Below are 25,677 nucleotides of genomic sequence, written 5' to 3' on the forward strand. Positions count from 1 at the left end.
CTTTCAAAAGGGGACTTCCATGACTGACCAGCCGACATCGGGCAAGGACGAGACGCCGCACGGCTACCAGCCGCCGTCGTACACCCAGCAGCCGGGAGACGAGATCTCCGCTACGCAACCAGTACCGCAATCCGACCCGGGCTACGGCCAGCCGCAGGGCCAACCGTACGGTGCGCCGGGCCAACCGTACGGTGCGCCGGGCCAGCCGGGCGGCCCCTACAACGCGTACGGCCAGCCGGGCGGCCCCTACAACGCGTACGGCCAGCCGGGCGCAAGCTACAACGCCTACGGCCAGCCAGGCTACTACGGGATGCCGCCCGAGCCCAAGGGCCTGAGCGTAGCGAGCCTTTGCTGCGGCATAGCCGTGTTCGTGGGGTTCGGGTTTTTTATCCTTCCGCAGATCGCGGCGGTCATCCTGGGTCACCTGGCCCTCACGAGGGAGCCGTCAGGCAGGGGCATGGCCGTCGCGGGTCTGGTGCTGGGGTACGTGGGCATCGCACTCACCATATTGGTCATCGTGATTCTTGCGGCCGTGTTCGGCAGCGCACGCTACAGCGGTTACGGGGTCTAAAGAGGCACTGACAGGCGCCTCCGGCCGGCTTTTCCTAGGCGACCTCTGACCAGAGGCGCCTTACGCTGGATGCCACCGCCGCGCGGGAGTCAGCGTGGGCGGACACCTCCTCGGGGAAGATCGAGTTGAGTGACAGGAGTCTGTCCGCAAGTCCAGCCTCGGATCCGGCGGCTGCCTCGCGCAGGGCATCTGCCATCGGGTCATCGAGGGCCAGGGCCTTCCCGTTGACGTCGCGTCCGCGGTAGATGAAAACCATCCAGGCGGCAAGCAGCAAGGCTGCGGAATAGGGCACGTCACCGGCCGTGCGCCGATCCGCCACGGTGCCGAGGACGCGGACTGGCAACTTTTGAGATCCGTCCATGGCGACCTGGATGGTGGTGGGGCCAAGGTTCGGATTCGCGAACCGCGTGAGGATTGATTCGCCGTATTCGTAAAGATCGAGTCCGGCCGGCGCTGTCTGCGTGGGGATCACGTCATCGCGTTGGAGTTTCCGGGCTACCCGCACCAGGGCGTCGTCGGCGACGGCATCGGCGATCGTCGGATATCCCCGCAGCGCGCCGAGGCGTGCGGAGCTGGAGCTGCTGGACGCCGCGGGACCCGTGAGCCGCTGAGGGACCGTCTCCGTCTGGCCTTCTCCGTCCGGGCGGTCAGCCCCTGGACGGTGAGGGCTGCCGTCAGCCGCCCGGCGTCACACCGTCGGTGACATCGCCCGCCGGCATGAGTTCGACGTCGGACGCCTCGCCGGGGGCGGGGACGTAGACGCACGACTCAACCGGCGGGCGATGCTTGGTGCTCATCGGGTCAGCGTACGCCGCCCATGAGCTTCTTGATTGCCGGCGAGGCCGCGGCGAGGCCGACGGCCAGTAGCATGGCGGTTCCGCCGATGCCGGTGAAGTACGGCAGCTCGTCCTTCGGGTTGTACAGGCCGGACAGGATGCCGGCCAGCGTGGTGCCGAGGGACACCGAGAGGAAGAACAGCGCCACCATCTGCGTGTGGAAGGCCTTGGGTGCCAGCTTGGTGGTCACCGACAGCCCGATCGGGGAGAGGAACAGTTCCGCGAGGGTGAACAGGAACAGGATCCCGACCAGGGCGAGCAGCGGCGTCTTGCCCCCGCCGGCCAGCGGGATGAAGGCTAGGAACGCCAGCCCCATCACGAACAGGCCGATCGAGAACTTCAGCGCCGAACCGGGCTGCTTCCGGCCCAGCCGGGTCCACAGTGCAGCCATGACGCCGGCGAAGATGATGATGAACACCGGGTTGATGGACTGCACCCAGGCCGCCGGCATTTCCCAGCCAAACAGGTTGCGGTCCAGCTTCTCCTCCGAGTACACGGCGATGAAGGTGAACTGCTGCTGGAACAGGGCCCAGAAGGCGGCCGAGGCGATGTACAGCGGAATGAACGCTGCAACGCGCTGGCGCTCGGTGCCGGAGACCTTCTTGCTGCTGAAGATCAGGACGAAGTAGAGGACGGACGCGCCGATCGCGGCGTAGGCCATGGACATGGCCAGGTTCCCGGCATTCACGGTGCCGGTGGCGAGCAGCACGGCGATAGCGGCCGCGATGCCGGCGAAGATCGCGCCGTACTTGGTGCGCTCCGGGGCGGGCAGCGGGTTGGGCACCCGGTGGGCCTCGTCGGGGAGCCTCTTGCGGCCCGCAGCGTAAATCCCCAAGCCCAGCGCCATGCCGACGGCGGCGGCGCCGAAGCCCCAGTGGAATCCGTGGCTTTCCTGCAGCCAGCCGGTGACCAGCGGGCCGATCAGGGCGCCGGCGTTGATGCCCATGTAGAAGATGGAGAAGCCGGCGTCGCGGCGTTCATCCTTCTCGCGGTACAGGCTTCCCACCAATGCGGTGGCATTCGCCTTGAGGCCGCCGGAACCGACGCCCACCAGCACCAGGCCGGCGATCAATCCGGGAATGCCCGGAACCAGGGCCAGCGCGATGTGGCCGGCCATGATCATGACGGCGGAGCCGAACAGCACGCGCTCGGAGCCGAAGAGCCGGTCCGCGAGCCAGGCACCGAGGATGGTGGAGAGGTAGACGCCGCCGCCGTAGGCGCCGACCAGGCTGGCGGCCAGGCCCTGCTCAATTTCCAGGCCGCCCTGAGCAGCCGTGAAGTACATGTAGTAAAGCAGGATTCCCTGCATTCCGTAGAAGGAGAAGCGCTCCCACATTTCTACGGAGAAGAGGCTGGCCAGCATCTTTGGGTGGCCAAAAAAGGACGTATCGCCCGGCGTTGTAGCGGGGGGATTGGATAAATGAGTTGTGCTCATTTACTTAATGCTGACAGTGTGACGCGCGATTGTCACATTCGCGGGGGCCCGGGGCAAGTCCTTCGCCCGGCGTTTTGTCCCGGGCCCACCCGCCCTTTGACCTATCAGCAGATGTCGCTATGGACCCGGAATAGCAACTACAAGTGACAGCGCAACCTGGATGAGGGGCTACCCGGCGTCGAAGATGATGACCTGGCGGACGGCTTTTCCGTCGGCCAGCTGGTCCATGGCCTGGTTGATGTCTGCCAGTGCTATGCGGGCTGAGATCAGCTCCTCGACTGGCAACTTCCCTTCGCGCCAGAGCTGGGCGTACTTGGGGATGTCGCGGGAAGGCACGGCGGAGCCGAGGTAGCTGCCCACGATGGTGCGGGCTTCGGCCGTGATGGTCAGCGGGGAGATCGCGGCCCGGGCCTCGGGCGAGGGCAGGCCCGCGGTGATGGTGGTTCCGCCGACGGCGGTGGCCGCGAAGGCGGTCTCGAAGGCACGCGGATTTCCGGCGCATTCGATCACATACCTGGCCTTGACGCCCTGCTCGAGGACCTGCCGGGGGGTGTACGTCTCGTGGGCGCCCAGCCGGCGGGCGTGCTCGAGTTTCTCCTCGAGGGTGTCCACCGCCACGATCCGGGAGACGCCCTGGGAGACGGCCGTGATCAGGGCGGCCATGCCGACGCCGCCGAGGCCCACGATCATGATGCTGTCCTTCGGTTCCGGCCGGGCCGCGTTGAGGACGGCCCCGCCGCCGGTCAAGACGGCGCAGCCCAGGACCGCGGCGATGTCCGCGGGAATGTCGTCGCCGACCGGCACGGCCGAGGCCCGGTCCACCACGGCGTGGCTCGCGAAGCCCGAGACGCCCAGATGGTGATAGACCTTTTCGCCCCCGCGGCTCAGGTGCGTGGAGCCGTGCAGCAGCGTCCCTTCCCCGTTGCTCTTCGAACCGGCGGTGCAGGGCAGCCGGCCGTCCGCGGCGCAGTTCCCGCACGATTCGCAGCGGGGCAGGAAGGACATCACCACGCGCTGGCCCGGTTCCAGGTCTGTGACCTCGGAGCCGACCTCGACGACGCGGCCCGCCGCCTCGTGGCCGAGCAGCATCGGGACCGGGCGCACCCGGTTGCCGTCAACAACGCTCAGGTCGGAATGGCAGATCCCGGCGGCCTCGAGCCGGACCAGGATCTCAGTGGGCCCGGGACCGTCCAGCTCCAGTTCCGAGATGGTGATGGGCCTGGAGTCCGCGAACGGGCGCGGGCGGCCGATTTCCTCAAGTACTGCACCGGTGATCTTCATCGATCCCTCTCATGTCGTTTCAAGACGGTGTCGCCTCAGGTCATGTCGCTTCAAGCCATTCGCTTCAGGTCATGTCGCTTCAGGACGAGGCATGTCCACCGTACAACCGGAACCGGCGCTAGAACCCCAGCTGCGCGGCCACCTGCAGCAGCAGCGCCTCGGACCCCATCGGCCCGATCAGCTGGATTCCCATCGGCAGGCCGGCGCCCGGGGCGCCGCCGGTCCAGTGCACCGGGATGGTGATGGCGGGCAAGCCGCATACGTTCACCATCGAGGACCACGGCGCGAACTCGCACTGCTTGCGGTAGTCGCCGTCGGCGTCGCCCGTCCACTCGGACGCGGGCCAGTAGCCGTCGCCGTGGGCGGCGCCGGTGAACCAGCCCACCGGCCGGGGAGTCTGCGCCAGCGCAGGCATCAGCATGAGGTCCCAGGCTGCGTACTGGACGATCGTGTCCCGCTGGAACAGCCGCAGGAACCCTAACGACTCGTTGAGTTTGGCGGCGCTACGCTGCTGTGCCCGACGCCGGAACGTGCGGGTCAGCGGCGACAGGAGCGCCTCGCGGTGGGGCGCGATCCGGGCGCTTCCGACGGCGGCGGTCCAGGCGGTGGTGAACGCGTCCGGGTAGCGGTTGTCGTAGCGGACCGTGGCTTCCGTTGTTTCATGGCCCGACGCCTCCAGCATCCTGATGCCTGCCGCCAGCGCGTCGCGGGCCTCCTGGCCCGGGGTGAAGGGGAAGATCGTCTGCCACGGACTGTCCAGGCTCACCCCGATCCGGAGCCGGGGCGGTTCCTGAGCGGCGAGTTCGAGATAGCTGGGCGCGGCATTTCCGTGCGGACCCGGTTCCGCCGGGACGAGCGCATCGAGCATCAGCGCTGCATCCGCTGCGGAGCGGGCCAGCGGGCCGGTAGCAACCAGTCCCGCGGGATCACCGGAGCTTTCCCCTGCGGGCACCAGGCCACGGCCGGGCTTGAGTCCAACGAGCCCGCAGGCGGCCGCCGGGATGCGGACCGAGCCGCCGCCGTCGGACCCGGGGGCAAAGGGCAGCAGCCCGGCGGCCACGGCGGCAGCGCTGCCGCCCGAGGAGCCGCCCGAACTGCGGCTGAGAGCGTAAGGGTTGCGTGACGGCGGTGCGATCCGGTTCTCGCTGTAGGCCGTCAGGCCGAACTCCGGAACCTGGGTCTTGCCCAGGGAAACGGCGCCGGCACCCTTCAGCACGGAGGTGAGCGCGGCGTCGGCCAGGGCGGGCTTGTGGTCCAGGGCGGCGCTGCCGTGGGTGGTGACCACGCCGGCGACGTCGGTCAGGTCCTTGAACGCCACGGGCATCCCGTGCAGCATCGGCAGCCCTGCCCGGTCGCGCGCCGCGCGGGCATGGCGCGCGTCCGCCGCGGCGGCGTCCTTCAGGGCCTGCTCCGCCGTGACAGTGATGAACGCGCCGAGGTGCGGGTTCTCGGCCCCGATCCGGTCGAGGAAATGCCCGGCCGTTTCGCGGGCCGAGACTTCGCCGGAGCGCAGAACATCGCGCAGCCCGACGGCAGAAAGTTCGTGGATTTCAGCCAAGGAAACGCGGCTCCAGCCGTTCCTCGGCTGCGACGGGCTCCCCGCCCGGGGGACATGCCCATTCATGGGACGCAGGAGTGGACATGGTGGCATCATGCCCAGTCCTAGCGTCGAGGGGAGGGCATGTCCGCGGGTGGGCGCTGGACATGTCCCCCCGCGCCCCGTCCCGCCGGGTCACGATGTAGGCACCCTTGCCCCTGGTCTCGCTCACGGCCTCCACCAGCTCGGTCCCCACGTAGACCAGTCCCACGCCGTCGTCAGAGCAATGCGTCTCGCCAAGGGTGCCGTCGGCCACGAGCCGGTGCACGAGGGGGCGCCGGCGTGCCTCGGAGTCGTAGTGCACCCCGTTGGCGTACGGCAGCAGCGCCAGGCAGTTGGTCACGGCCGCCAGTTCGGGGCCGAAGGAGTCGGTGGCGCCGCCCTGGAACCAGCACAGGGACCCGGCGGAGACGCCTGCGAGGACCACGCCCTGCTCCCACACCCGGCGCAGGACGGCATCGAGTCCGTGCGCCCGCCAGACGGCGAGCAGGTTCACCACCGAGCCGCCGTTGACCCAGACGACGTCCTGTTCCATCAGGTGCGCCTCGGGGTCCGGATGGTTGGGCATAGTGAAGAGGTTGAGATGGCTGAAGTCAAAGCCCGCAACCCGGGCGGCCTCGTCCAGCTCGGCATTAAACCAGCGCTGATCTCCCGACGCGGTCCCGATGTGCGTGATCCGCGGTGCGCGCCCGCTCACCCCGGAGAGTTCAACGGCGTGATGCACCAGGCGGTCGAACTCCAGCCGGGTCCGGTTCCCGGCTTTGTAACCGCCGGAGGTTGCCAGGATGGTGGGCCGGTCAGCTGCCATGGGATCTCCTTTGCGCCATCCCAGAAGCGTAACGTGCCGCCCGTTGGGGTGCGCTCTTAGCGGCTGGCGATAGGCTGGTGGCAGACCTTGATTGCTGCGAAAGGACCAACGTGAGCGACTTCGACACCGTCACCGTGTCTGACATCCCTGAAGAGGCCAGAATCCTGGACGTCCGCGAGGACTATGAGTGGGTTGCGGGCCACGCGGAAGGTGCCCTGCACATTCCGCTGGACCAGCTCCCGGCACGGATCGACGAAGTGGACCCGGATGAGGACCTCTACGTCATCTGCCGTACCGGCGGACGCTCATTCCGGGCCGCGCAGTGGCTGGTGGGCCAGGGGTATTCCGCCCTGAACGTGGCCGGCGGCATGGACCAGTGGCTGGAAACCGGCATGCCGCTGGTGTCCGACAACGGGCTCAAGCCAGTCATCCTGTAAGCGAAGAAAGAAGAGCCGATGCCCGCATCTCCCGTCACCTACACCTTCCTCGGGCCCGAGGGCACCTTCACCGAGGCTGCCCTGATGCAGGTGCCGGGCGCGGCGCAGGCCATCCGCATCCCGGCGTCCAATGTGAATTCGGCGCTCGACAAGGTCCGGGACGGCTCAGCGGACGCGGCGATGGTGCCGATCGAGAACTCGGTTGAGGGCGGTGTTACGGCAACCCTTGACGCCATCGCCACGGGGCAGGAGCTTCGCATCCTCCGGGAGGCCCTCGTGCCAATCAGCTTTGTCCTGGTCGCCCGCCCCGGCGTCCGCATTGAAGACATCCGCCGGATCTCCACCCACGGCCATGCCTGGGCGCAGTGCAGGCTCTGGGTCGACGCTAATATTCCCAATTCGGAATACATCCCGGGGTCCTCGACAGCGGCGGCAGCGATGGGTCTTCTCGAGGACGGCGCCCACTATGACGCCGCGATCTGCGCCCCGATCGTGGCCGCGGAGCAGCCAGGGCTGGCTGTCCTGGCCGAGAACGTCGGGGACAACCCCGGTGCCGTCACCCGCTTCGTGCTCGTGGGCCGGCCGGGTGCCCTGCCCGAGCCGACCGGCGCGGACAAGACCACCGTGGTGGTTCCCCTGCCGGAGGACCGGCCGGGCGCCCTGATGGAGATCCTGGACCAGTTCGCCACCCGTGGGGTGAACCTGAGCCGGATCGAATCCCGGCCCACCGGCCAGTACCTGGGTCATTACTTCTTCAGTATCGACGCGGACGGCCACGTTGCCGATGCGAGGGTCGCCGATGCCCTCGCCGGCCTGCACCGGATCAGCCCGGCCACCCGCTTCCTGGGTTCCTACAGCCGTGCCGACGGTCAGCGGACGCTCGTGGCCCCGCATACCTCGGACCAGGCATTCCGCGCGGCACATGCATGGGTGAAAAATATTCTGGCAGGAGCATCTCTGGTGCCGGAATATACGCCGAGGGCTTCGCCCAGAGCGTAGACAAATGCCGCACCGGGCACTTCCACGCCTAGGAAACTGTGCGTATGCTTGCCTGATCCATATTGGGGAAGTCCTCTAACGGAGGGAGCAGGTCATGTCGAGTACCAGCACAGAAAATGACGGCCAGGGAATGATTGTGAATCCCAAACCGACCGCTGACAACCAAGACTGGGACGGTGACGACGCCGACCGTGCTGACCGGCTGCGCTTCGAAGAGGAGCAGGCCATGATCCGCGAGCAGTCCGAGGCGCGCGCCGCGAAGGCCGCTGCGGAGGCGAAGAAGTCCGCGGATGCGGCAAATACTGCTTCGAAGAAGGAAGCCAGCGCCTAGTCTTCCTCGGTGCCGTTCCTGACCCGTACCAGCAAGGATCCGGGTGCCACCTGGACGGTCACCGTTGTGGCCTCGCCGGAGGGATCGCCGTCGACCTGGGTGGCCATGGGTTCCGCGCACCGGATGGTCACCTTCCCTGAGCGGTAGTAGCTCATCACCGGCAGATTCCTCTTGTGCTTCAGGACTATCTTTGTGTACATCGCCAGCCAGCCGATGGCGCTGCGCGGGCTCATGACCACCACGTCCAGCATGCCGTCATCGATCATGGCCTGGGGGATGAAGTCGATGCCGCCGGGGATCAGCCCGCAATTGGCGAACAGCACACTGCGGATTTTCCTGGACTGCTCGGGCTGGTCATCGAGGGCGACGGAGATCTTCTTGCGGCGCCCGGGAAGATGCCGGACACCGGCTTCCGTATACGCCAGCCAACCCACGGCCTTCTTCAGCCCGTCATTGGTGTCGCCCACGATTTCGGCGTCCATGCCGATGCCGGCGATCACGAGGAAGGTGTGCTCCGACGACTGACCGGTCCTGGAGTTTTCAACCCGCATGCGCGCCGTATCGATGAACCGCTGGTGTCCGAAGAGGGCAGCCTGTACGCTGCCGTGCACGTCATTCACGTCAAGATCTATGTTGCGCGCCAGGAGGTTGCCGGTGCCGAGCGGGATCAGGCCCATGGCGATGTCCGTGCCGGCCAGGATCTCGGCCACGACGCGCACCGTCCCGTCACCTCCGCCCGCCAGGACGACGTCGGCACCGTACTCCACCGCAGCCCGCGCCTGGGAGAAGCCGGCGTCCTCGGCAGTGGTGTCAAAGAAGCGCGGCGGCTCCCAGCCGGCTGAGGCGCATGCACTCTCGATCAGCTCCCGGGCTTCGGCAGATTTGGCCTTGATCGGGTTCATCACCACGGCCACCTTCTGCTGTCCCAGGCCTGGGCTGTGCGTTTGTTCCCAGACGGCGCTGCGGGTGTGCTTGGCTTTCAGCCTGCGCACTCCCCACCAGCTGGAGACGGCGAACGCCAGAACTCCAGCGATGATGAGGTACAGCAGCCAGTCGCGCATTGTGCTCCAACACTATCCCGCCGCTGCCATGCGGCCGGATAGCCAGGCAACGCCTACCGGATTGGATAGTCTTATCCGGTGATCGATGTAAAAGACCTCAGCGAAAATCCGGACAAGTTCCGTGCCAGCCAGCGCGCCCGCGGCGCCGACGAATCAGTGGTGGACGCGATCATCGCCGCGGACTCGGCCCGTCGCGCGGCGCTGATCCGCTTCGAGAACCTGCGCGCCGAGCAAAATGTTTACGGCAAGAAGGTGGCGCAGGCCAAGGGCGAGGAAAAGCAGGCCCTGCTGGCAGAGGTGAAGGTTCTCGCGGGCTCGGTCAAGGCCGCCTCCGCCGAAGCCGACATCGCCCAGGCTGCCCACGAAGAGCTGCTCCGCGTGGTCCCCAACCTCATCGAGGACGGCGTCCCCGCCGGCGGCGAGGACGACTACATCGTGGTCAAGACCGTCGGCACGCCCCGCGAATTCACCGATTTCGAGCCCAAGGACCACCTGGAGATCGGTGAGCTGATCGGCGCCATCGACATGGAACGCGGCGCCAAGGTTTCCGGCTCGCGGTTCTACTTCCTGCGGGGTGTCGGCGCCCGGCTGGAAATGGCACTCCTGCAGATGGCCATGGAGCAGGCAGTCGACGCCGGCTTCGTGCCCATGATCACTCCCACGCTGGTCCGCCCCGAAATCATGCAGGGAACCGGTTTCGACGTCAAGCACGACGCCGAGATCTACCGTCTCGCCGAAGACGACCTTTACCTTGTGGGCACCTCGGAAGTGGCCCTCGCCGGCTACCACTCGGACGAGATCCTGGACCTCTCCGCCGGCCCGATCCGCTATGCGGGGCAAAGCTCCTGCTACCGCCGCGAGGCCGGCTCGCACGGCAAGGACACCCGCGGCATCATCCGTGTCCACCAGTTCAACAAGGTGGAGATGTTCATTTACACCACCGTGGAGGAAGCGGCCGCTGAACATGCCCGCCTGCTGGCCTGGGAAGAGGAAATGCTGGCCAAATGCGAGCTGCCGTACCGAGTGATCGACACCGCGGCGGGAGATCTGGGCAGTTCCGCCGCCCGGAAGTTCGACTGCGAGGCGTGGGTCCCCACCCAGGGCGCCTACCGCGAGCTGACGTCCACGTCCAACTGCACCACCTTCCAGGCGCGCCGGCTCAACATCCGCGAACGCGTGCTGAACGAGGAGGGCGCACCCAAGGGAACCCGCGCCGTCGCCACGCTGAACGGCACGCTGGCCACCACCCGCTGGATCGTGGCGATCCTGGAACACCACCAGAACCCGGACGGCTCCGTCAACGTCCCCGCGGCCCTGCAGAAGTACCTTGGCGGAATGACGGTCTTCCCTGTCCTTTAGCGGTCCGCCCCCGACCCCCGACGCCCCGCAGCGTTCACGCCGAGTTCACCGCGCGCTGTGGCGTGGATCCTAGCGGCTGTCGGGGGCGTCTGCTCTACTAGTTGGATGACAACATTGACTGAAACCTCAGTCGCCGGCAACGATGACCGGCGAAATAGCAACCAGAACAACCAGAACAACAACGGCCACAAGCTGATGATCGCCCTCGACGTCGACGGTACACTGGTCGACCACGACGGCCACATGTCCGTCCCGGTCCGCGAGGCAGCCCAGGATGTCGTGGCCGCCGGCCACCACGTCATGATCGCGACGGGCCGCTCACTCAACGCCACCCTGCCCATCATCGAGCACATCGGCATCGAGAACGGCTATGCCGTGTGTTCGAACGGCGGGGTGACCCTTCGTCTCGATTCCAGCCTGTCCTCAGGCTACGAGGTTCTCCACAAGGCAACCTTCGACCCGGGTCCGGCCCTCCGCGCATTGCGCAAACGGCTGCCCTCGGCCAAGTACGCCCTGGAGGACGAAGACGGCAACTTCCTCTCCACCGAGCGCTTCCAGGACGCCAGCTTCGGCGTGGAGGCCATCGGTGTCGACTTCCAGACCATGCTGGAGGCCACCGCGGTGCGTGTGGTGGTGTTCAGCTCGGAAAACACGCCCGAGGAGTTCAACACGGCCATCCGCCACATCGGACTGGCCGGCGTGACCTACTCGGTCGGCTGGACAGCCTGGCTGGACATTGCCGCCGCCGGAGTCACCAAGGCCAGCGCCCTGGAGCAGCTCCGCGGCCGGCTGGACATCGAGGCACACCGCACGATCGCCGTCGGCGACGGCCGGAACGACATCGAGATGCTCACGTGGGCCGCCCGCGGGGTGGCCATGGGACAGGCACCGGAGGAGGTCATCGCCGCCGCGAACGAGATCACCCACTCCGTGTACGACGACGGCGCCGCCCACGTGCTGCGCAGCCTCCTTTAGGAAACTGCCGCCCTGGACTGGGGCTGTGCTCTACGAGGAGTGTCCCGCGCCCCCGGCCCTGCAGCCGCCCGAACCGGTCAGCGGACCTCCAGGATGAGGCCCAACAGCCGTGCGGCGGCGGGCCGTGCGGCGTGTTCCTCGTTCCACTGTGCCCGGGCCACGGCCTTGCTGACCGCCTGCGTCGTGATGCCGAGTTCCATCGCGACGGTCTTCTGCTGTCCGCGGACGCCCGGAGTCAACAGGTCCAGGACCCGCCATTCAGCCTGGCTCCGGCCGTGAACAATATGGCCCAACAGCCGCAGCACGGCCTCTGATTCCGCCGCGAGGTCAGCCAGCGGGCCTTCAACCGCCACCGGGACCCGGTCCTTGCCGTTGCGCAGCCTGTCAACGGCCCGCCGTGCATAGATGAGCCCGTGGCCGGAAGCATCCTTGATCTGGTTGGGCAGCGGTTCGTTCACCGGCCCCACCCCGATTCCGACGTACCAGCTGCCGCTGCGCAGTGCGATCATCGCAGCTTCCACGGCCTGGTGCGGGCAGTCCACAATGCCCTGGACCTCGTCCTCCACCGAGCGGTCGAAATCGAGGCGCGCCGGTATGTGCCGCAGGTCCTTGAGGAGCTGCGGCACGCGGTCGCCGTCGCGCCGGCTGTCGGTTTGGTTGATGGTCAGCGTGAACATTCTGGATCAACACTACCCGCTGGTAAATCGGAGGCAAGAGAGGTCCGGGACCGGCCGACGCCTCGCACCACTGCCGCAGCGGAACCTCTGAGGCTTGAGTAACCACGCCGTCGTGTCTAAGCGCCGTTGAGCTCGTGGAGCCCGCCAGTGGGCAGATGGATCCAGCCCTCGGTCCGGGCAGCCTTGGCATGGCCGTCATCGGGGCGCATTGTCCTGCCCAGGGCAACGGCGCGCGCGGTCAGCGAGGCGATGAGCGCGTCGAACATGTCATCGGAGCCGGCCAGCCGGTCATCGTATCCGGCCAGGTCCAGCCAGGGGGCTGCCGCGGTCAGCCCGTCAAGGATCAGGGCCAGCCGCTCAGTTTCCGCTCCGCCCCGCCCCTTGTAACCGCGAGCGGGCAGGCCCCAGGATTTCAGCGAAGCCGCCGGGTAGACCTCGGCAAGCCGGCCGCTGCCGTCCCTGGCCTGCGGCCCGTGGTCCCGTGCGATCTTTGCCTGGATGACGGCGCAGCGCATCGCCGGGTGGGCCAGCCGGTCCGCGGAGACGCTGAGCGGGATCAGGCCGGTTTGACGGGTGACGAACCTGTCGGTGTCCCGGTAGGCCAGCAGCCGGCGGCCTTCGATCCCGTCATGGTCCAGCACGGGGTGCGCGTCGAAACTCAGGTGCCCGGCAAGGAAGGGAAGGAAGGCGTCCGGCCAGCCCACGGGGCAGTCGATCCCCGTCATGTCGCAGCTGCCGAAGCGCCGGACAATGTCCGCGTCGCTCACGTCCAGGGACAGTGCCACCAACCGGGCGCCGCCGCCAACCCAGTCCAGGACCGCCACTGCTGTTTTCTTGGTCCCGGCGGCAAGGTCGACGCCGAGGGTCCTCACCGGGATCCTCCCGGGATGGTGGTCAACGGCATGGGCATGCGAGCAATCTACCTGTCGCCCGGTTCAGACCGCGCGGTACCGGAGTGCGCCGGGAATCCCGCCCCGGCTACCCAGGCCGTCCCCGGAGGCAAACCGGGCCCAAACAGCGCGGAGGGCCCGGCCCTGGGCGTTGATTTCCTCCCAGGTGGCGCCCGTAAGCAGCCCTGCACCTTCCCAGGTCCGTTGGTCTCCGAACAGCAGCGGCAGGTCAATGGTGTGGGCGGCCCCGTAGATATTTCCCTGTGCACTCCAGGTCAGCACGTAGCTGTAAGCCTTGCCTCCGGCCTGGGCGTGCCGCCGGGCGAATCTCCTGGCTGATCTGCCGTAGACCGTTTCCGTCACGGCCCAGCTGATGGCCTTGAGGATGGCGGCGCCAAGGACCGGTACCTTGGCCAGGCGGCTAACAAGGGGGCTGCCTGGCAGGAACAGGCGGGCCTCGTCGGACGTGTGCCCGATCAGGACCTCGATCTCCGGGGCCGCCGTGTTCCAGGCGGCGTCGATCCCGGATTCGGCCGGCAGGGGTGAGTGCCCGTATTGCGTGCCGAAGGGCATGGCAGCCATCAGGCCGAACCTTCGGGCCACCTGTGCAACATTGTCCTCAATGGCGACGACGTCCAAGGCAGGCGTGTCATCGGTGACGGCTTCCGCTGCGATCCCCATGGCGGTGTTCATCTTTTGCCTTCCCCTTGAAATGCCCAGGGGTGCACTTTGAATGATGGCGCGCTGGAACAGTGATGGTGCGTCCGCCGTCGCCATGAGGTGGGCTACGGCGTCGCCTCCTGCGGACTGTCCGAAAGCGGTGACGCGTCCAGGATCGCCGCCGAAGGCGCCGATATTGCGCTGCACCCAGCGGAACGCCTCAAGCTGGTCCAGGAGGCCGAGGTTGGCGGGCCGGCCCGTGCCGGCTGCCAGGTATCCGAATAAGCCCAGGCGGTACGTCACGGAAACCACGATGACCCGGTTTTCGGCAACCAGGGCCTTGGCGTCGAAGATTGCCAGGTCCCCGGAGCCGGACGTATAGGACCCGCCGTGCAGCCACACCATGACCGGCACCCGCTCATCTTTATCGATGTCCGCCGGCAGCGTGATCGAGAGGCGCTGGCAGTCCTCACTCCCGGGGAGTTCACCGTAACGGGTGCCCAGGACATCGTCCAGGAAGGGTACCGGGGCCTGCGGGCAGGCGGGTGAGAGTGAGGTGGCGGTGAGCACCCCGGTCCACCCAGGGGCACTCACCGGAGCCTGGAAACGTCCAGCTGTGGCGTAGGGAATACCCGTGGCACGCACCACGTCACCGTCCCGCCATCCGGTGATCGGACCGCAGAGCGGATCAAAGGCCGGGTCGGTGTTCATAGGCCAACGATTTCACAGATTCCGGGCGCGCCACTGAAAACCGCCGAACGGACACTTGAGGCCCCTAAATCCTTGGATTCGGGGCCTCAAGTGACCGTTCGCGCTTTGGCGGGCGAAGGTTAGTGCGTGTGCGGTACGTAGCGCTTGATGGAAGCCTCGAGCTCGGCTTCGGCGGCGGCACGGTCGCCCCAGCCCTCGGCCTTGACCCACTTGCCCGGCTCCAGGTCCTTGTAGCGGGTGAAGAAGTGCTCGATCTCCTTGATCAGGAACTCGCTGATATCGCCGATCTCGTTGATGTGGTCGAAGCGGGCATCGGCCGGAACGCAGAGGACCTTGGCGTCGCCACCGCCGTCGTCGGTCATGTTGAACACGCCGATGGGGCGCGCCTCAACGATCACGCCGGGGTGCAGATCGAAGTCCTGCAGGAGCACCAGCGCGTCCAGCGGGTCGCCGTCTTCACCCAGGGTGTTCTCGAAGAACCCGTAGTGGGTGGGGTACTGCATCGAGGTGAACAGGACGCGGTCCAGGCGGACGCGGCCGGTCTCGTGGTCGATTTCGTACTTGACGCGTGATCCCTTGGGGATCTCGATGGTCACGTCATGCTTCATGGAATGCTCCTCGACGGATTCAGGGGGTGCGCGGCACACAAAAAGGACTGCCGGTGCCGCCGACTACTATTGAGGATATAGCGAGAGGCCCTGGTTTCAGGAACTAGTGGGGACATTTCAGGACTAAAGGACCAGCAGCAGCATGAAACGCAGAACCGGCCGCGCAGGCACGGACCAGATGCCCGGCCCGCTGCGGCGGAGCCTCCCGATGCTGCTCCTGACCCTCCTGGTCCTGGCGCTCGCCGTTCCCGCTGGCCTCACCATCGCCCCGGCTTTCCTTGGCCACAATGGCGCCGCGGAAGCCGTCGCGTCCGCCCCGCCGTGGCAGCAGCCGCCGACTGCCCTGGCCGCCCGCGGCGGCGCCGGGATTGAACCGCTCAGCGCTGCCGCGCCCGTCCCGGAGCCGGGGACCCTGGCCGCCCAGCTCAATGAAACCCTGAAGACCGACGGCGCCGGAACCTTCACCGGGGTAGTGCAGGACGCCACCACCGGAAAGCTGCTCTTTGACCGCTCCGCGGGCGAGGCCAGGGTTCCGGCCTCCAACATGAAGCTGCTGACGGCCAGCGCAGCACTGCGGACCCTCGGCCCGGAACGGCGGTTCAGCACCCGGGTCCTGGCCGGTTCCGCACCAGGCACGGTCATACTCGCCGGCGGGGGAGACGTGCTCCTGGGTGCGGGCGACTCCGCCCCGGAGGCCGTCCTGGGCCATGCCGGACTCGCCACGCTCGCGCAGTCCACCGTCAAGGCCCTCCAGGAGGACGGCGTCTCCGGCACCGTGAACGTGCTGCTGGATGATTCCCTCTTTACCGGCCCGTCCCTCAACCCGGCCTGGAGCCCGGAGGATGTTGCAGCCGGCGAGATGGCCCCGCTGTTCCCGCTGGCGCTGAACTCTGCCCGGTTCGACCCTGCCAAGAGCACAGGGCCACGCCCCCAGGACGCCGCCATGACTGCCGCCGAGGCGTTTTGGGCGCAGCTTTCGGCGGCCGGAGCGCCGGCCGGGCTCACGGTGGCGCCCGGCGTCGTACGGGCCCCCACCATAACGGCCGGATCAGCGGGGGAGGCCAAGGTGCTGGCCGAGGTCCGGTCGGCCACGGTGGGCCAGCAGGTGGATCTGCTGTTGCGGACCTCCGACAACTACCTCACCGAGGTCATGGGCCGGATGACAGCCCTCGCCGCCGGCAAGCCCGCCAGCAACGACGGCGCCACCGCGGCCGTGCTGCAACAGCTCGGCGAGCTCGACGTCGACACGGCCACGCTCCGCGCCGCCGACGTGTCCGGCCTGGCGCTTGCCAACCGGGTCTCCGCCCGCCAGCTGGCGGGGGTGGTCCGCGCCATCACTTCCGGAACGGACACCCGGCTCCGGGCCGCCCTGGCCGGATTCCCCGTCGCCGGACTCACCGGCACGCTCGGGGACCGCTACACCGACGCGACCACCGCGCGGGGGGCGGGCCTTGTCCGCGCCAAAACCGGGACGTTGAACACCGTGATCGCCCTCAGCGGCTACGTGGTCGACGCCGACGGCCGGCTCCTGGTGTTTTCGTTCATCGGCAACGGCCTCGCCCCGGGCGCAGCCAACAAGACGGCACTGGACCGCACGGCGTCCGTCCTGGCAGGCTGCGGCTGCCGCTGACAGGAAGCGCTGACAGGAAGCGCCGGTTCCGTCCGCCCGGGCGTCCCCTGCCGTTCGCCGCCCGACGAATTTAAGGCGGACAGTCGTGGCCTTGTGATCTGATGGACCCTATGGAGTCCTCTGCACGCGAGACGTCTGCCCAAGCCCAAGCCCTGATCAACTGGGAGCTGGCCGCCGCCACCGCCGCGAGGCTGGCGCCCGCCGGTCCCACGCTGGGAGCGGCCGAAATCGGCGCCGCGGTTGAGAACCTGCGCCACCTGGCGGACCTATCAGTGCCCCACGTCCATGACATCACCGGCCTCGAGGCTGCCAGGGACCTGCGGGATTCCTCGGTCCTCGTCGTGGACCGGGCCTCCTGGGCCAGGGCCAACACGCAGAGCTTCGCCGTCATGCTCAAACCCGCGATGGAAAAAATGCTCGAGAGCCACCGCGGCACCCTGAACCCCGGTGCTGCCAGCGTCAGCGGCGCCATCACCGGCAGCCAGCTCGGCGCCATCCTGGCGTTCCTCTCCAGCAAGGTCCTCGGCCAGTACGACCCTTTCTCCGCCCTCGCCGAGAACTCCGCTGCCCCCGCCGGGGGGCGCCTGCTGCTCGTGGCGCCCAACATCATCTCGGTGGAACGCGAGCTCAACGTCGAACCGGAGGACTTCCGGCTCTGGGTCTGCCTGCACGAACAGACCCACCGGGTGCAGTTCGCCGCGGCGCCCTGGCTCCGGCACCACATGCTGGACGAGATCGAAAACCTCAGCGGACTGCTCCTCGGCAACGTCGATTCCCTGATGGAGCGTGCCTCGGCGGCGGCGAAATCGCTCAAGGACCGCACGGCAGCCGGCGCCGGCGCCAGCCGCGGAGCCATCCTGGACCTGCTGCAGAACCCGGAGGAAAAGGCGGCGCTCTCCCGCCTGACGGCACTGATGAGCCTGCTCGAAGGCCACGCCAATGTGGTGATGGACGCCGTCGACGCCAGCATCGTGCCGTCCGTGAAAACCATCCGGCAGCGCTTCAACTCCCGGGACAAGGACCGCGGCGTGATTGAGAAGTTCATCCGCAGCCTCCTGGGCCTCGACGCCAAGATGCGCCAATACAGCGACGGCGCGAAGTTCGTCCGGGAAGTGGTGGCAGTGGCCGGCATGGACGGCTTCAACGGGGTCTGGGAGTCCGCCGGCCAGCTGCCGACCGAGCCGGAAATCCACGATTCCAAGCTCTGGCTCGAACGGATGGGACTCTAATTTCCGTGGCAGCAGTTCCCGTGCCGGGCGGCGATCCCGCCTGGGTTAATCCCCGCCCCGCCGATTCTCCTTCCGCTGCCAGCGGACGACGCCGGCCCGGGCGGCTGGCCCCCGTCGTCGGCGCCGCGCGGAAAATGCTGCAGGACGCCCTGGCCGAAGCGGGCTACCCGGAACGGGTACTCGTCGCCTGCAGCGGGGGACCGGACTCGCTGGCCCTGGCCGCCGTCGCCGCGTATTTCGCCCGCCGGGGGCACGTTGAGGGCCACCCCGTCTCTGTCGGCGCGGTCGTCGTTGACCACCAGCTGCAGCCGGGCTCCGCCGGGGTCGCCGCCACCACGGCCGAGGTGCTGCGCGAACTGGGACTCGCCCCCGTCGAAATCCGGACCGTCGACGTCGCCGCCGCCGGCATGGGCCCGGAAGCGGCCGCCCGGGAGGCCCGGCACGCCGCCCTGGAAGCCGTAGCCGATGACACCGGTGCCGGCGCGATCCTGCTCGGGCACACCCTCGATGACCAGGCCGAACAGGTCCTGCTGGGCCTGGCCCGGGGCTCGGGCACCCGGTCACTGGCCGGGATGCGGCCAGCCCGCGGACGCCTGCTGCGGCCCTTCCTGGGCCTCCGGCGCGCCGACACCCTGGAGATCTGCGCCGTCGAAGGCCTGGAACCCTGGCACGATCCCAGCAACGCCGACCCCGCCTACGCCAGATCCCGGACCCGCGTTGAAGTGCTGCCCGTGCTGGAGGAAAAGCTGGGCCCCGGCGTCGCGGAGTCGCTGGCCCGGACCGCCGCCATCCTGCAGCTCGACGCCGACTACCTCGAGGACGTGGCGAACGACACCTTCGCCCGGCTGCAGGAGCGGTCGGCAGCCGGCATCAGCCTCCCGGAGACAGCCTTACGCGAACTGGCTCCGGCCGTGAGGTTCCGGGTCATCGCCAAGGCGGCCGCCGCCGTCGGCGGTCAGCAGCCCAGCTACCGGCGCCTCCTCGCGGCGGAAGCCTTGCTGCGCCGGCACGGATCGGCGGGTCCGGTGGAGCTCCCCGGCGGGGTCAGCGTCTACCGCCTGTCCCTCGCCCAGCTGCTCGCCGAGGACCAGTCCGCACCCTCCGGTGTTCACCGGGAAGGCGCCCGCTGTGGGAAGCTTGTATTCCGGCCTCAAAAACCGCCCCAAATATAGTCGCCCCCGCATCTACACAGGAGTCATTGGTGGATTCAACCGACGTCCAGGCAGACCTCAAGCACGTTCTGTACTCCAAGGAGCAGATCCAGTCCCGGATCACCGAACTCGCTGCCCAGATCGACAAAGACTACGAAGGCCGCGATCTGCTGATCGTCGGCGTGCTCAAGGGCGCTGTCATGGTCATGGCCGACCTCGCCCGCGCACTGCACAGCCACGTCTCGATGGACTGGATGGCCGTCTCGTCCTACGGTTCCGGGACCCAGTCCTCCGGCGTGGTCCGCATCCTCAAGGACCTCGACACCGATCTGATGGGCAAGGACGTCCTGATCGTCGAGGACATCATCGACTCCGGCCTGACCCTGTCCTGGCTCAAGACCAACCTGGAATCACGCGGCACGGCCTCGGTGGAAATCTGCACCGCCTTCCGCAAGCCCACGGCGGCCAAGGTCAAGATCGACGTCAAGTACGTCGGCTACGACATCCCCAACGAGTTCGTCGTCGGCTACGGCCTGGACTACGCCGAGAAGTACCGCAACCTGGACTTCGTCGGCACCCTCGCGCCGCACGTCTACGAGTAGGAAGCTCCCGCCCCGGCGCGATGCCGGGCCTTTCCTGGGCCTCACCAGAGCCTTCCCTGCGGCCCCCCGCTACGCCGACAGGGAACTTTTGATCTCCACCGTGCGTGAGTCACTGCAACGGTGTATAGCTAGAAGCTGACGCAGCACCACACGCGCGCAGATCGCTCGCCGTGCAGCACTACCAGGAGGGACGGGGCCAGCCCCGAACAGATGAAAGCTAAGAGTTTCTTCAAGGGCCCGGGCATCTGGATTGTCGTTGTTGTCGGCATGCTCCTGCTGGCCTTTGCCACCCTTGCGCCTGGCGGCTCCGCCCGGATCGACACGGACAAGGGCCTCGCGCTGTTGGCGGACAACGGCAAGATCGAACAGGCCAAGATCTTCGACGCCGAAAACCGGGTGGACCTGGTCCTCAAGGACAGCCTGCAGGTGGACGGGCAGGACAAGGGCAAGAACGTCCAGTTCTACTACGTCAACGCCCGAGCCGCCGACGTCGTGAAGGCTGTCACGAATGCCAAGCCGCCGAGCGGCTTCACCGACCAGCCGCTCGAAAACAACTGGTTCACCGGGCTGTTCTCCCTCCTGATCCCCGTGCTGCTGCTCGGCGTCCTGTTCTGGTTCCTGCTCTCCCGCATGCAGGGCGGCGGGTCCAAGGTCATGCAGTTCGGCAAGTCCAAGGCCAAGCTGGTGAACAAGGACATGCCGCAGGTCACCTTCAGTGACGTTGCCGGTGCCGACGAGGCCGTCGAGGAACTCGAAGAGATCAAGGAGTTCCTCGCGGAGCCGGCCAAGTTCCAGGCCGTCGGCGCCAAGATCCCCAAGGGCGTGCTTCTCTACGGCCCGCCAGGTACCGGTAAGACCCTCCTCGCCCGCGCTGTCGCCGGCGAGGCAGGCGTGCCTTTCTTCTCAATCTCCGGCTCTGACTTTGTTGAAATGTTCGTCGGCGTGGGCGCTTCCCGTGTCCGCGACCTGTTCGAGCAAGCCAAGGCCAACGCGCCCGCCATCATCTTCGTGGACGAGATCGACGCCGTCGGCCGTCACCGCGGCGCCGGCATCGGCGGCGGCAACGACGAGCGCGAACAGACCCTCAACCAGCTGCTGGTTGAAATGGACGGCTTCGACGTCAAGACCAACGTCATCCTGATCGCCGCCACCAACCGCCCCGACGTCCTTGACCCGGCTCTGCTGCGCCCGGGCCGCTTCGACCGCCAGATTGGCGTCGAGGCCCCCGACCTGATCGGCCGCGACCAGATCCTGAAGGTCCACGCGAAGGGCAAGCCGATGGCTCCCGGCGTCGACCTGAGGGCCGTGGCTAAGAAGACGCCCGGGTATACCGGCGCGGACCTGGCCAATGTGCTCAACGAGGCCGCGCTGCTGACCGCCCGCTCCAACGCCAACCTGATTGACGACCGCGCCCTCGACGAGGCCATCGACCGCGTCATGGCCGGCCCGCAAAAGCGCAGCCGCGTCATGAAGGAACACGAACGCAAGGTCACCGCCTACCACGAGGGCGGCCACGCCCTGGTGGCAGCGGCCCTGCGCAACTCGGCTCCGGTCACCAAGATCACCATCCTGCCCCGCGGCCGCGCCCTGGGCTACACCATGGTGGTCCCGGAGAACGACAAGTACTCCGTGACCCGCAACGAACTGCTGGACCAGATGGCCTACGCCATGGGCGGCCGCGTCGCCGAGGAGCTCGTCTTCCACGATCCGTCCACCGGCGCGTCCAACGACATCGAAAAGGCCACCGGGATCGCCCGCAAGATGGTGACCGAATTCGGCATGAGCGAACGCGTCGGCGCAGTGCGCCTCGGCCAGGGCGGCGGCGAGCCCTTCCTGGGCCGCGACGCCGGCCACGAGCGCAACTACTCTGACCAGATCGCCTACATTGTCGACGAGGAAGTCCGCCGCCTGATCGACGGGGCCCACGATGAGGCCTACGCCATCCTCACCGAGAACCGGGACGTGCTGGACGAGCTCGCCCTTGAGCTGCTGGAACGCGAAACCCTGAACCAGGCCGAAATCGCCCAGGTCTTCACGCACATCCGCAAGCGCGACTTCCGCGAGATCTGGCTGTCCAAGGAGACCCGCCCGATCCGGGACGCCGGCCCGGTGGAGTCCCGCCTGGAGAAGGCCGAACGCGAAGCCCAGGAAGAGGCCAAGGAGGCCCGGCTCGAGGAGCCGCTCGACGCCCTGCCCCCGCACGCCCAGGGTGTCGTCTCCGGACAGGAGCCGTTCCAGGGCGGTGTGACGGATCGCGGGCCTGATGGCCGTCCCGGCTAGGCTTCTGCTGTGACTTCTTTCATTAACGACGACGACGCTCCCGCCACCGACGCTCCCGCCACCGACGCTCCCGCGGCGGCGGGAGAACCCGCCAAGCACACCGGCACCAAGGTGGACCGTCCCCGGATCGAGGCAGCGGTGCGTGAGATCCTGCTGGCCATCGGGGAGGATCCGGACCGGAGCGGCCTCGTGGACACCCCAAAGCGGGTCGCCAAGGCCTACACGGAGATGTTTGCCGGCCTGCACCATGATCCGGCGGAGATCCTGGCGACCACCTTTGAGCTGGACCACGAGGAACTGGTGCTGGTCAAGGACATCCCGTTTTACTCCACCTGCGAGCACCATCTGGTGCCGTTCCACGGGGTGGCGCATGTGGGCTACATCCCGTCGCACGACGGCAAGGTCACCGGCCTGAGCAAGCTGGCGCGGGTGGTGGATATGTTCGCCAAGCGCCCGCAGGTGCAGGAACGGCTGACCACCCAGATCGTCGAAGCCCTCGTCACCCACCTCAAACCGCGCGGCGCGATCGTCGTCGTCGAATGCGAACACCTCTGCATGTCCATGCGCGGCATCCGCAAGCCCGGCGCCAAGACCGTCACCAGTGCGGTACGCGGGCAACTGCATGACCCGGCCACCCGTGCCGAAGCCATGAGCCTCATACTCGGAAGGTAAGAACAGACTATGGACTCCCTAGCCGCAGCCCCCGGAACCGGCCCCGCAACCTCGCCCCTGCCACTGCTGCGCAAACCGCGCCCGGCGGCGAGCTTCGAAGACCTCCCCTCGGACCGGACGCTGGTCATGGGGATCCTGAACGTTACCCCGGACTCGTTCAGCGACGGCGGCCAGCACTCGACCACGGACACCGCCATTGCCGCGGGCTTGCGGATGTTCTACGCCGGCGCGGACATCATCGACGTCGGCGGCGAATCAACCCGCCCCGGCGCGGTCGAAGTCAGCGTTGACGAGGAACTGAAGCGGGTGCTGCCCGTGATCCAGGCGCTGGTCAAGGCCGGTGCCCTCGTCAGCATCGACACGACGCACACCGCTACCGCCGCCGCGGCGCTCGGGGCCGGCGCCACGATCATCAATGACGTCTCCGGACTAACCATGGAGCCGGAGATGGCGGAACTCGTGGCCCGCAGCAAGGCGCCCTACATCCTCACCCACCGCCGCGGCAACGCCAGCACGATGGACTCGCTGACCGACTACGGGAACGTGGCAGAAGACGTCGCCGCGGAACTCGCCGGCATCCGCGACAAGCTCTACGCGGCCGGCGTCGCCCCGGAACAGATCATCCTGGATCCGGGTCTGGGCTTCTCGAAGAACGAGGGGCAGAACTGGGAACTGCTCCGGCACCTGGACGTCCTGCAGGCCATGGGCCATAAGGTTCTGGTCGCAGCCTCCCGCAAGCGTTTCCTCGGCAGCCTCCTGACGGTCGCCGGCAAGGCGGCACCGCCGGCGGAACGCGATGCCGCCACGGCCGCCGTGACGTCCATCAGCGCCTTCCGCGGTGCGTGGGCCGTCCGCGTGCACGACGTCGGTGCCAGCCTCGACGCCGTGAAGGTCGCGGCGCGCATGGCCCCGGCCGGCAACAACTGATCCGGCAAGCGAACATGGACCAGATCACGCTGAGCGGCGTCACCGCCGTCGGCCACCACGGGGTGTTTGATTTTGAGCGCCGGAACGGCCAGCCGTTCGTCGTCGATGCCGTGCTGCACCTGGACTTCGGCAAGGCCGCCGCCTCCGATGATGTCCTGGACACGGCGCATTACGGCGAAGTCGCGGAATGCATCCGGGGCTGGATCACCGGGGAACCGCTGAACCTGATCGAGGCCCTGGCCGTGCGGATTGCCGACGACGTTCTGCGGAAGTTCGGCGTCGCCGCCGTGGACATCACCGTGCACAAGCCGAAAGCCCCCATCGAGGTGGACTTCGGCGACGTGGCCGTCAGCGTGCACCGGGAGCGGCCATGAGTCCGTTGTACACCCGCGCCGTGATCGCACTCGGAAGCAACCTGGGGGAGCGGAGCGACACCCTCTCGTCCGCCGTCGCCGACCTGGTCGACCCGCCGGAAGTCCGTCTCCTGGCCATCTCGCCGATCGTCCAGACGAAGGCCGTGGGCGGGCCGCCGGGCCAGCCGGATTTCCTCAACATGGTGATCGCGGTGGAAACCAGCCTGCCGCCGCTGGAACTGCTGCGGCACTGCCACGCCGTGGAACAGAAGCACCTGAGGGTGCGCGAGGTCCGGTGGGGTCCGCGGACCCTGGATGTGGACATCATCAGGTACGGGGACATCGTGAGTTCCGACCCGGAGCTGACCCTGCCCCATCCCCGGGCGGCGGAACGGGCGTTCGTGCTCTATCCGTGGTCGCTCATCGACCCGGCCGCGGAGCTGAACGGCGAACGGATCGGCGAGCTCGCCGCCAGGGCCGCGGACTTTTCCGACCTGGTGACGTTCGACGGCTTCCAGGACGTCAACGGCGCGGCCGGTGCGGTGGAGCGGCCGTGAAGCTGACCAACCCCCTGCTCCTCCTCGTCATCGGCGTAGGCGTGGCCGTTGCGGGCTGGTTCGCTACGGTGCTGACCACGCGTTACAGCCTGGCGACGCCGGTTCTGCCGCTGACCGGGCTGCTGACCATGGGCGTGATCGTGGTCCTCACCCTTGTGCTGGGCATCCGCGTGCTGCGCTGGCGCAACGGCAAGAAGAAAAAGAAGATGCTCAACCCGATCCTGGCCGCGTGGACCCTGGTCCTCGCCCAGGCCTGCGCGTACACGGGAACTGTCCTGCTGGGCTGGCATGCCGGGATCTTCATGGACCAATTGCGGCTCTGGAACCTGCGCAGCAACCAGGGCATCACGTGGCAGGCACTGGCCATGGCCGGCGGCGGCCTGATCATGATCGTCGTGGGCCTGGTGGTGGAACGTTTCTGCCGGATCCCGCCGGAGGACGGCGACACCGACGGCGCCGCTGGCGTCCAGGAAAAGCGCGGCAAACCGAAGGCGGAGGGCGAATATGCCTACCGAGGCGATTGACCCGCCCGGCGTCACCTGGCTGCGGGTTTCCCCCAGGTACGTCACGGTGCGGATCGCGGGCTGGGCGCTCGGGAACCTGATCGTGGTGGCGGTGCTGTCACTGCCGCTGGTCCTTGTCCTGAGCGGCTGGTGGAAGGCGCTGCCGCTCTGGCTGGGCGCCGCCTTGCCTGCGGCGATGGTGCTCCTGGCGCTGTGGCGGCTGCTGCTCATCCCGCGGCAGGTCCGCGCGATCGGCTATGCCGAGCGCGAGGACGATCTGCTCATCCGCAGCGGCATCTTCTTCCAGCGCGTTCTCGTGGTGCCCTACGGGCGCATGCAGTACGTGGATATCGGGGCCGGGCCGGTGGAACGTGGCCTCGGCCTGTGCACGCTGAAACTGCACACCGCTTCCGCCGGGACCAATGCCGAGATCCCCGGCCTGCCCGCCGCGGAGGGAGCCCGGCTGCGCGAGCAGCTTTCCGCCCGCGGCGAAGCGCGGCTGGCCGGGCTGTGACGGGCCAGCTGTGAGGATTGCAC

28 protein-coding genes are annotated in these 25,677 nt (G+C 67.8%); 17 read left to right on the forward strand and 11 right to left on the reverse strand.

What is annotated here, in order from left to right; genetic code table 11:
- Nucleotides 1-19 precede the first annotated feature (19 nt).
- Nucleotides 20-571, forward strand: a complete 552-nt coding sequence (locus tag ACQCSU_RS12235; RefSeq protein WP_426975550.1) for a DUF4190 domain-containing protein — start codon at nt 20-22, stop codon at nt 569-571.
- Nucleotides 572-605: 34 nt separating this feature from the next.
- Here ACQCSU_RS12235 and ACQCSU_RS12240 read toward each other — a convergent pair whose 3' ends face one another.
- From ACQCSU_RS12240 to ACQCSU_RS12265, 6 genes are all read right to left on the reverse strand, one after another.
- Nucleotides 606-1,124 carry a hypothetical protein gene (locus ACQCSU_RS12240; protein WP_426979779.1) on the reverse strand — a complete coding sequence of 173 codons (519 nt, stop codon included), beginning with the start codon at nt 1,122-1,124 and terminating at the stop codon, nt 606-608.
- A gap of 121 nt (nt 1,125-1,245) precedes the next feature.
- Entirely contained in the window at nt 1,246-1,368 is a 123-nt protein-coding gene (locus tag ACQCSU_RS12245) for a hypothetical protein (RefSeq protein ID WP_426975551.1), read from the reverse strand.
- A 4-nt stretch (nt 1,369-1,372) separates the two neighbouring features.
- Nucleotides 1,373-2,842, reverse strand: coding sequence for a peptide MFS transporter (locus ACQCSU_RS12250; protein ID WP_426975552.1), 1,470 nt, complete (start codon nt 2,840-2,842; stop codon nt 1,373-1,375).
- Between the two features lie 168 nt (nt 2,843-3,010).
- The gene (locus tag ACQCSU_RS12255) at nt 3,011-4,123 is read right to left on the reverse strand and encodes an alcohol dehydrogenase catalytic domain-containing protein (RefSeq protein ID WP_426975554.1); all 1,113 of its coding nucleotides are present in this window, start codon (nt 4,121-4,123) and stop codon (nt 3,011-3,013) included.
- 118 nt (nt 4,124-4,241) lie between these two features.
- A complete protein-coding gene (locus ACQCSU_RS12260; protein WP_426975555.1) occupies nt 4,242-5,681 on the reverse strand; it encodes an amidase in 1,440 nt (479 codons plus the stop codon).
- Entirely contained in the window at nt 5,674-6,528 is an 855-nt protein-coding gene (locus tag ACQCSU_RS12265; RefSeq protein WP_426975556.1) for a Type 1 glutamine amidotransferase-like domain-containing protein, read from the reverse strand. Before ACQCSU_RS12265 ends, ACQCSU_RS12260 begins: the two co-directional genes overlap by 8 nt.
- Nucleotides 6,529-6,638: 110 nt before the next feature.
- Here ACQCSU_RS12265 and ACQCSU_RS12270 point away from each other — a divergent pair, with 110 nt between their 5' ends.
- The 3 genes from ACQCSU_RS12270 to ACQCSU_RS12280 all read left to right on the forward strand — a co-directional run bounded on the left by ACQCSU_RS12270 (nt 6,639) and on the right by ACQCSU_RS12280 (nt 8,295).
- Nucleotides 6,639-6,965 carry a rhodanese-like domain-containing protein gene (locus ACQCSU_RS12270; RefSeq protein ID WP_426975557.1) on the forward strand — a complete coding sequence of 109 codons (327 nt, stop codon included), beginning with the start codon at nt 6,639-6,641 and terminating at the stop codon, nt 6,963-6,965.
- 18 nt (nt 6,966-6,983) lie between these two features.
- Nucleotides 6,984-7,964: a prephenate dehydratase gene (gene pheA / locus ACQCSU_RS12275; RefSeq protein ID WP_426975559.1), complete on the forward strand. Its 981-nt coding sequence runs from the start codon at nt 6,984-6,986 to the stop codon at nt 7,962-7,964.
- A gap of 94 nt (nt 7,965-8,058) precedes the next feature.
- A complete protein-coding gene (locus tag ACQCSU_RS12280) occupies nt 8,059-8,295 on the forward strand; it encodes a hypothetical protein (RefSeq protein WP_426975561.1) in 237 nt (78 codons plus the stop codon).
- Here ACQCSU_RS12280 and ACQCSU_RS12285 read toward each other — a convergent pair.
- A complete protein-coding gene (locus ACQCSU_RS12285) occupies nt 8,292-9,356 on the reverse strand; it encodes a diacylglycerol/lipid kinase family protein (RefSeq protein ID WP_426975562.1) in 1,065 nt (354 codons plus the stop codon). The two genes, ACQCSU_RS12280 and ACQCSU_RS12285, sit on opposite strands and share 4 nt — an antisense overlap.
- Nucleotides 9,357-9,434: 78 nt before the next feature.
- Between ACQCSU_RS12285 and serS the strand changes: the two genes are divergently transcribed.
- Both serS and ACQCSU_RS12295 read left to right on the forward strand, forming a co-directional pair.
- The gene (serS, locus tag ACQCSU_RS12290; protein WP_426975564.1) at nt 9,435-10,715 is read left to right on the forward strand and encodes a serine--tRNA ligase; all 1,281 of its coding nucleotides are present in this window, start codon (nt 9,435-9,437) and stop codon (nt 10,713-10,715) included.
- Between the two features lie 105 nt (nt 10,716-10,820).
- Complete coding sequence (locus ACQCSU_RS12295) at nt 10,821-11,690, forward strand: HAD family hydrolase (protein WP_426975566.1); 870 nt, start codon at nt 10,821-10,823, stop codon at nt 11,688-11,690.
- Nucleotides 11,691-11,767: 77 nt separating this feature from the next.
- On the opposite strand, the gene ACQCSU_RS12300 is transcribed toward ACQCSU_RS12295, so the two are convergent.
- The 4 genes from ACQCSU_RS12300 to ACQCSU_RS12315 all read right to left on the reverse strand — a co-directional run bounded on the left by ACQCSU_RS12300 (nt 11,768) and on the right by ACQCSU_RS12315 (nt 15,236).
- Entirely contained in the window at nt 11,768-12,367 is a 600-nt protein-coding gene (locus tag ACQCSU_RS12300; protein ID WP_426975568.1) for a hypothetical protein, read from the reverse strand.
- Between the two features lie 116 nt (nt 12,368-12,483).
- Nucleotides 12,484-13,239, reverse strand: a complete 756-nt coding sequence (locus tag ACQCSU_RS12305; RefSeq protein ID WP_426975569.1) for a DUF429 domain-containing protein — start codon at nt 13,237-13,239, stop codon at nt 12,484-12,486.
- Nucleotides 13,240-13,302: 63 nt separating this feature from the next.
- Entirely contained in the window at nt 13,303-14,628 is a 1,326-nt protein-coding gene (locus tag ACQCSU_RS12310) for a carboxylesterase family protein (protein WP_426975571.1), read from the reverse strand.
- Nucleotides 14,629-14,747: 119 nt separating this feature from the next.
- Nucleotides 14,748-15,236 carry an inorganic diphosphatase gene (locus tag ACQCSU_RS12315; RefSeq protein WP_426975572.1) on the reverse strand — a complete coding sequence of 163 codons (489 nt, stop codon included), beginning with the start codon at nt 15,234-15,236 and terminating at the stop codon, nt 14,748-14,750.
- A gap of 142 nt (nt 15,237-15,378) precedes the next feature.
- Between ACQCSU_RS12315 and dacB the strand changes: the two genes are divergently transcribed.
- From dacB to ACQCSU_RS12370, 11 genes are all read left to right on the forward strand, one after another.
- The gene (gene dacB, locus ACQCSU_RS12320) at nt 15,379-16,866 is read left to right on the forward strand and encodes a D-alanyl-D-alanine carboxypeptidase/D-alanyl-D-alanine endopeptidase (protein ID WP_426975574.1); all 1,488 of its coding nucleotides are present in this window, start codon (nt 15,379-15,381) and stop codon (nt 16,864-16,866) included.
- A 110-nt stretch (nt 16,867-16,976) separates the two neighbouring features.
- Nucleotides 16,977-18,095: a zinc-dependent metalloprotease gene (locus tag ACQCSU_RS12325; protein WP_426975575.1), complete on the forward strand. Its 1,119-nt coding sequence runs from the start codon at nt 16,977-16,979 to the stop codon at nt 18,093-18,095.
- A 134-nt stretch (nt 18,096-18,229) separates the two neighbouring features.
- A complete protein-coding gene (gene tilS, locus ACQCSU_RS12330) occupies nt 18,230-19,267 on the forward strand; it encodes a tRNA lysidine(34) synthetase TilS (RefSeq protein ID WP_426979781.1) in 1,038 nt (345 codons plus the stop codon).
- 29 nt (nt 19,268-19,296) lie between these two features.
- A complete protein-coding gene (hpt, locus tag ACQCSU_RS12335; RefSeq protein WP_306907421.1) occupies nt 19,297-19,848 on the forward strand; it encodes a hypoxanthine phosphoribosyltransferase in 552 nt (183 codons plus the stop codon).
- 210 nt (nt 19,849-20,058) lie between these two features.
- Entirely contained in the window at nt 20,059-22,128 is a 2,070-nt protein-coding gene (ftsH, locus tag ACQCSU_RS12340) for an ATP-dependent zinc metalloprotease FtsH (protein WP_426975577.1), read from the forward strand.
- A 9-nt stretch (nt 22,129-22,137) separates the two neighbouring features.
- Nucleotides 22,138-22,800, forward strand: a complete 663-nt coding sequence (gene folE, locus ACQCSU_RS12345) for a GTP cyclohydrolase I FolE (RefSeq protein WP_426975579.1) — start codon at nt 22,138-22,140, stop codon at nt 22,798-22,800.
- Nucleotides 22,801-22,809: 9 nt separating this feature from the next.
- On the forward strand, nt 22,810-23,727 hold the full coding sequence (folP, locus tag ACQCSU_RS12350; protein WP_426975580.1) for a dihydropteroate synthase: 918 nt from the start codon (nt 22,810-22,812) through the stop codon (nt 23,725-23,727).
- Nucleotides 23,728-23,741: 14 nt separating this feature from the next.
- A complete protein-coding gene (gene folB / locus ACQCSU_RS12355) occupies nt 23,742-24,101 on the forward strand; it encodes a dihydroneopterin aldolase (RefSeq protein ID WP_426975582.1) in 360 nt (119 codons plus the stop codon).
- Nucleotides 24,098-24,637 carry a 2-amino-4-hydroxy-6-hydroxymethyldihydropteridine diphosphokinase gene (gene folK, locus ACQCSU_RS12360; RefSeq protein WP_426975584.1) on the forward strand — a complete coding sequence of 180 codons (540 nt, stop codon included), beginning with the start codon at nt 24,098-24,100 and terminating at the stop codon, nt 24,635-24,637. Before folB ends, folK begins: the two co-directional genes overlap by 4 nt.
- A complete protein-coding gene (locus ACQCSU_RS12365; RefSeq protein WP_426975586.1) occupies nt 24,634-25,161 on the forward strand; it encodes a DUF3180 domain-containing protein in 528 nt (175 codons plus the stop codon). Before folK ends, ACQCSU_RS12365 begins: the two co-directional genes overlap by 4 nt.
- Entirely contained in the window at nt 25,142-25,654 is a 513-nt protein-coding gene (locus ACQCSU_RS12370) for a PH domain-containing protein (RefSeq protein WP_426975588.1), read from the forward strand. The genes ACQCSU_RS12365 and ACQCSU_RS12370 overlap by 20 nt, the downstream gene beginning before the upstream one ends.
- The last annotated feature ends 23 nt before the right edge of the window (nt 25,655-25,677 follow it).

The sequence above is a fragment of the Pseudarthrobacter sp. O4 genome, assembly GCF_050157025.1.
Lineage (GTDB): Bacteria > Actinomycetota > Actinomycetes > Actinomycetales > Micrococcaceae > Arthrobacter.